This is a genomic window from Aequorivita todarodis (assembly GCF_028561335.1).
Taxonomy (GTDB): domain Bacteria; phylum Bacteroidota; class Bacteroidia; order Flavobacteriales; family Flavobacteriaceae; genus Aequorivita; species Aequorivita todarodis.
In genome coordinates this window covers 1-6,322 of the sequence record NZ_JAQQTG010000034.1, presented here as the reverse complement: position 1 = coordinate 6,322, position 6,322 = coordinate 1, and the positions used below count along the sequence as shown (strand labels likewise).

Genomic DNA, 6,322 nt, shown 5'->3' with positions numbered 1-6,322 from the left:
TCTATTTATCGTTTTAGGGTAAAATGTCCTTTGAATTCCTTTGCGCTGCCGTCCTCGGTGTACTCCACGCGGAACCAGTAGTCGCTCGATGGCAGCGGGCTGCCGTTATAGGTGCCGTCCCATCCGGGGCCCAGCGGGCTCAGCTGCTTGAGCAGCTTGCCGTAGCGGTCGAAGATATAGATTTTCGCCGTCGGGTCGCCCGAGGCGATGCCGATGATGTTCCAGGTGTCGTGGTAGCCGTCGCCGTTGGGCGTAAAGTACGGCGGGTAGTCGATCACCCCCACTTCGAAGCTCACGCTGCCGCAGCCATAGAGGTCCCTGATGGTGACGGTATGGTTGCCCGGTTCCACGCCCCCAAAGATGTTGCCGTCCTGGAACGGGCCGTTGTCCAGCTGGTACTGGTAGGTACCGCTGCCCGTGGCGATGACCTCAATGATATGGTCGCCCGCAAAGGCGCCGTTGAGCAGGTTGGCCCCATAGGTGAACGGCGGCGACGAGACGGCCACCGTGGCGCTCACGCTGTTCGAGCAGGCCGAGGCAAGCTCGGTATAGGTCACCGTATAGACCCCGCCCTGCAGCGCGATGATCGAGGGCCCGGTCTCCCCGACGAGGATCACCCCGTCCAGATCCCACTGGAAGGTGTACAGTGCCGGGTCAAGCCCCGTGTCCAGGGTCGGCGGCGAGGCGCCCCCCTCCTCCGAGGGGATCGGGTTGCCGTTCTCGTCCACGCACAGGCGGTAGTCGCCGTCGAGAAGGATGTCCTCCAATTGCTCGACCTTCAATACCAGGTCCACCACCGCGTAGCACTGGGGCTCGTAGAGGTTGTCGGTATTGGTCACCCGCACGTAGATGCGCTGCGGGTTGATGATGTTCGTGTACGGGAAGGCTATCGCGTTGGTTCCGGCCTCCGCCCCCTCCAGGGTCTCGTGGAAGGTGATGCCATAGACCGTCGGGTCCTGCCCGGCCAGTATCCCGGCGCGCAGGTCGGACACCTGCTGGTTGGACACGTCGTCCAGGTCGAACTCCGCAAAGCCGTCGCTCGGCGGCGCGTTGTCGCAGATGATGAACGGCTCCGCCGGGGCCACCGCAACGGCGCCCTTCTGCACGATCAGCTCAAGGGTCTGCATTCCCCCGATATAGCAACCGGTCTCGGTGTTCCGTATGCCGGTATAGAGGAGCTGCGGGTTCACCGGGTTGTTGTTCACGTCCCTGTTCTGGTAGGTGGTGGTGTTCACGATGGCGTTGGTGCCCGCCTCGGCATCGGCCATGTCGATGTAAAAACTTACCTCGAACGGCGGCCGCGGCTGCCCGCCAAGGATCTCGCCGACCTTCGTCTCCAGGTTGAACACCCCTATCCCGCTGTCATCCGGGGCGCACACGATATAGGGCGATACCACCGCGGTATCGTCCGGCAATGGGTTCACGATCAGCTCCAGCTCCACGATCTCAAAACACAGTGAATTTGGATTGGTGGTGCGCACATAGATTATTTGTGGGTTGCCAGTGTTACGGTATGCGGTGACCTCCGGCGCGACTATTTCATCGATCTCGTTAACGGCATCGCCATAGCTCCTAAAGTAGCCGACCGTCCAGTTGTTGCCGTTGAGTATCTGTGCCTCACGGATGGTAAGGTCAAAGAGCTCCGTTTCATCATAGGGCCCCGGTGGGATTATCACATTGTAATCGCAGAGCTCTATCGGATCGGGCGTTACGGGCCTCGGATTGGGGACAACCCTTAGGGTCAGGGTAGTGAACGACAGGCAGGCACTGTTGCTGTCCTCCACGCGCACGTACAGTACCTGTGGGTTTATCGGGTCTCCGTTGGCATCTTGATTAATGTATGCGGTCTCAGGATCAATACGGTCGGTGTTGTCCCGGGCATCCTGCTCGGTAAGGAAGTAGGAAACGCCCTGGGTCAATACCCCGTTGGTTATCTCAAGGTTCTTCTGGGTAAGGTCAAAGGCGGTGATGCCGTCGTTCTCCTCGCCAAGATCATCGCAGAGCTCCAACGGGGTCGGGTCGGTGATCGGAAGGCCGTTGTTCACGACGAGATCGAAGCTTCCCACTTTATAGCACTCCGTGGCGTTGTCGTCCAGGCGCACCCAGATGGTCTGCGGGTTGCCGGTATTCGTATAGGCCTCTGGCTGTACGATAAAGTTGGTGCCCGCCTCGGCATCGGCCCGGTTTAGGTGGTACGTCAGGGTATAGTCCGCCGGATTCTGGCTTCCGAAGATCAGGTCTTCCTGTACCGTAAGGTCGAATTCGGCAAAACCACTGTCGTCACACGCCACAAGGTCCGGAAGGTCCTGTGGGACCACCGGCGTCGGGTTCACGACCAGTTCCAAGGCCACTATCGTATAACAGCCCGTGCCCGCAGGTGGCGCACTGTAGGCCGCGCGCACGTAGAGGGTCTGGTTGAAGGCAAAGATGTTCTCGTACGGACTGGCCAGCGGGAAGTTGCCCGTGGTGGCGTCCAACAGGTTCTCGTGGTAGGTAATGGCCAAAGTGGGGTCGCCGCCGCGGATCTCCGCGGTCTTGCTCTCCAGGTCGAAGGACGCAAAGCCGTCGCTGTCCACGTCGCAGGCAACCAATGGGGTCGGCGCTACGGGCGTTGGGTTCGGGCTTACGGTGATCAGGAAGCTCAGTAATGCCCTGCAGGTATTCTGGCCCACCACGGCAACGAATATTTCCTGCTGGGGGCTCACTATATTTTGGTAGGCACCCGGATCCACGATACGGATATCGTTGTCGCGGTCGTCCTCGCTGGCGTAGTAATGGACCGCAAGGGTCGGGTCGCCACCGGTGAGCACCGGGGTGTTCAACGTCAAATCGAAGGTGGAGATGCCATCGTCATTGGTGCTGCCATTGAGCTCGTCATCGCAGAGCACAAGGTCGTCCGCCGATCCCGTCCCGGGGTATTGGCCCACCTCGATCCCAAAGGAGGATATCCGCGCACAGCCCGTGGCCAGACTCTCTAGGCGTACCCAGATGGTCTGCCCGCCGCTCTGGAAGGCCGTTGCCGGATTGATCTCGTTAATGCCCGCTCCGGCATCGGCCGGGTCTTCGTAATAGGTTATCGGCGCAAAATTTACAGGGTCCTGCACGCCATAGACCGCGGCGTCCTGGACCGTAAGGTCAAAAATGGCCTGTCCGTCGCCGTCGTCGTCGCAGGCTATCAACGGATCCTGCAGGGTGGCGTCGGGCGCATCCGGCAACGGCACCACGACCAGCTCCAGCTCCACGATGGTGTAGCACGGAAGCAGCTCCGGCGGCACGTTGTTCGTTACCCGCGCATATACGGTCTGGCCATAGGGCACCGTGTTGGTATAGGGGCTTGCCAGCTCCGTTCCGGGTACCGCATCGATCGCCTCCTGCTCGGTCCCGTAATATAATATGGCCACATTGGTCTCGCCATCGAGGATCTCCGCATCGCGGTCCGTAAGGACAAAGGTGCCCACGATGCCGTCGTCATCGTCGTCGCAGAGCACGATCGGCTCGGGGTCCATCTTCGGGCTCGGGTTGGGAAGTACCGTCAGGGTGAGCGTGGTCCGGTTGGAGCATCCAAATTCCGAGGTCACCCGCGCTATCACCGTCTGCGGCGTGGCGATGTTCTGGTACATCGTCGGGTCGGCAATGGGGTTGTCCGCCGCCTCGTCGGCAGGGGTGGCGTACCACTGTACCGTCAGGTTGGGGTCGCCCCCGGTCACCAGAATATTCTGGGTGGTAAGGTCGAAGGTCGAGATCTCGTCGTCCGGGGCGCTGCCCTGCAGCTCGTCATCGCAGAGGGCCATCTCCAGCGGGCCGTTGTTGGCCGGGACCGGGTCCACGATAAGGGTCAGCACAACGATGTCATAACAGCCCTCCGCCCCGTGGGGGTTCGGCGGGATGCTGCTGGCGGCGTTGCCCACCACCAATATATAGATGTCCTGCGGGTTGGCCGTGTTGGTATAGGCCCCGGGGTTGCCGATGGCGGCCGAATAGTCCGGCGCGGTCAGGGCAAGGTCCCCGGCCAACTGGGCATCGGCAAGGTTCTCGTAATAATAAAGGTCGAAGCCCATCGGGTCGAGGCCGCCAAGGACCTCCGCCGCTACTTCCGTCAGGTCAAAGAGCGTAAAGCCATCGGCCACGGCATCGTCGCACTTCCGCAGGGGCTCCGGCTCGGTGGCAACCGGCGAGGTGTGCACCTCCAGGGCGAACGATATGATGTTGTGGCAGCCGTTCACGGTGGTCTCCACACGTGCCCATACACCGCCGGTACCATAGGCGGGATCCGCCGGATCGGTGACCGGGAGGTCAAGGTATATCTGGTCGTTCTCGTAAGGGACCGTGATCGGGAGCACATTGTTCTCGGCATCCAAAAGGGTCTTGTGGTAGCTTACCGTAAGGTTGGCATCACCGGCCGTGATAAGGGCGTCCTGCGTGGCGAGGTCGAACAGGGCGAACCCGTCGTTGTCGGAGTCGCAGGCGACCATACTGCCCGGCGAAAAGGCCACCGGCAAAGGCTCCACGGTGATGAAAAAGGAATTGGTGGCCCTGCAGCCGTTCTGGCTATAGACGGTCACGAAGATCTGCTGCTGGGGGCTGATGATGTTCTGGTAGGCCGAGGGATCGGGGATCGGGTCGTTGTTCGCCTGGTCCACGGCCGTGGCGTAATAGAACACTTCCAAAGTGGGGTCCCCAAGGGTGATCAGGGGCGTGTTCACGGTAAGGTCAAAGGTGGAGAGGCCGTCGTCCGCGGTACTGCCGTTCACAAGGTCGTCGCAGAGGGCCAGGTCGTTCCCCGCACCGATGGTGGGGAACAGCTCGACCTCAAGGGCAAAGGGGGTCACCCGCGCGCAACCGGTGACCAGGCTCTCCAGGCGCACCCAGATGACCTGCGGCGCCCCGGCGCTTATGTACGTGGCGGGGTTCGGGATCTCCGTCCCGGGAACCCCGGCCTCGGCATCGGCCTGGAGCTCATAATAGGTAATGGGCAGAAAGTTCGCGGGCAACTGGTCCCCGAGCACCCCGGCATCCTGGAGGGTCAGGTCAAAGATGGCCGTGCCGCTGCCGCTCTCGTCGCACCCGATGAAGGGGTCCGCGAAGGGGGGCGTCTGCGGCCTGTCCGGAAGGGCGATCACGTGCAGCTGCAGCTCCACGATGGTGAAACAGCCAACGGTGGCCGGCGGGACGGTCTTCTGCACCCGTGCATATACCGTCTGGCTAAAGGGGACCGTGTTGGTATAGGGCATAATGATCTCCGTACCGGGAACGCCCGCCATGGCATCGTCGATATCCTCATAGTAAAGCACCGAGACATCGGCCTCGCCATCGATGATGTCGGCGTCCGCCAGGGTAAGGTCCCAGCCGCCGACAAGTCCGTCGTCGTCGTCATCGCAGAGCTCCAGGGGGTCCGGGGCGGTGTTCGGGCTGGGGTTCGGGAGTACGGTCAGCGTCAGGGTGACCAGGGTCTTGCAGCCGCGGTCCGAGGTGGCCCGGCCGATCACCGTCTGCGGGGTATTGGTGTTCTGGAACGTGGCCGGGTTGGGGATCGGATTGTCAGCCGCCTCATCGGCATAGGTCAGGAACCACTCCACCGTGATGGTCGGGTCGCCGTTGGTGACCAACGGGTCCCGGCTGGTAAGGTCGAAGGTGGAGATCTCGTCGTCCGGGGCACTGCCCTGCAGCTCGTCGTCGCACAGCTGCATCTCAAAGGGGCCGAAGTCCTCCGGGCGCGGGTCCACGATCAGCTCCAGCTCCACGATGTCGTAGCAGCCCTCGGCGCTGTTCGGGTTGGGCGGTATGGTGCCGCCCGCATTGCTCACGATCAATATATAGATGGTCTGCGGGTTGGTGCCGTTCAGAAAGTTGGTGGGGTCCGGGATGGCCTGCGAGAAATCGGGCGCGCTGATGGCCAGGTCGCCCGCGATGACGGCCTGGTTGAAATCCTCGTAATAATAAAGGTCGAAGCCCAGCGGGTCCAGGCCGCCGAGCACCTCGGGGGCGACCACGGTAAGGTCGAAAAAGGTAAATCCGTCCGCCACGGCGTCGTCACATTTCCTCAGCGGCCCCGCAGGGGCGGTGCCCACGGGCGAAAAACGCACCTCCAGGGCAAAGGGGACCACCACCGTACAGCTGCCGGTGCTGCTGCCCACGCGGGCCCAGACGCCACCCGTGCCATAGCGCGGATCGGCCGGGTCGGTGATCGGCACGTCCAGGTACCGCTGGTCGTTGATATAGGGGTTCGCCAGGGGAAGGGCATTGTTCTGCGCGTCCACAAGGGTCCCGTGGTAGCTCACCGTAAGGGTCGGGTCGCCAAGGGTGATCACCGGCGTCTGCAGCG

1 protein-coding gene is annotated in these 6,322 nt (G+C 62.1%); it reads right to left on the bottom strand.

Annotated features, from left to right (window positions below):
* Window positions 1-5: 5 nt before the first annotated feature.
* The gene (locus tag POV26_RS10640) at window positions 6-6,257 is read right to left on the bottom strand and encodes a T9SS type B sorting domain-containing protein (RefSeq protein ID WP_272856453.1); all 6,252 of its coding nucleotides are present in this window, start codon (window positions 6,255-6,257) and stop codon (window positions 6-8) included.
* Between the last annotated feature and the right edge of the window lie 65 nt (window positions 6,258-6,322).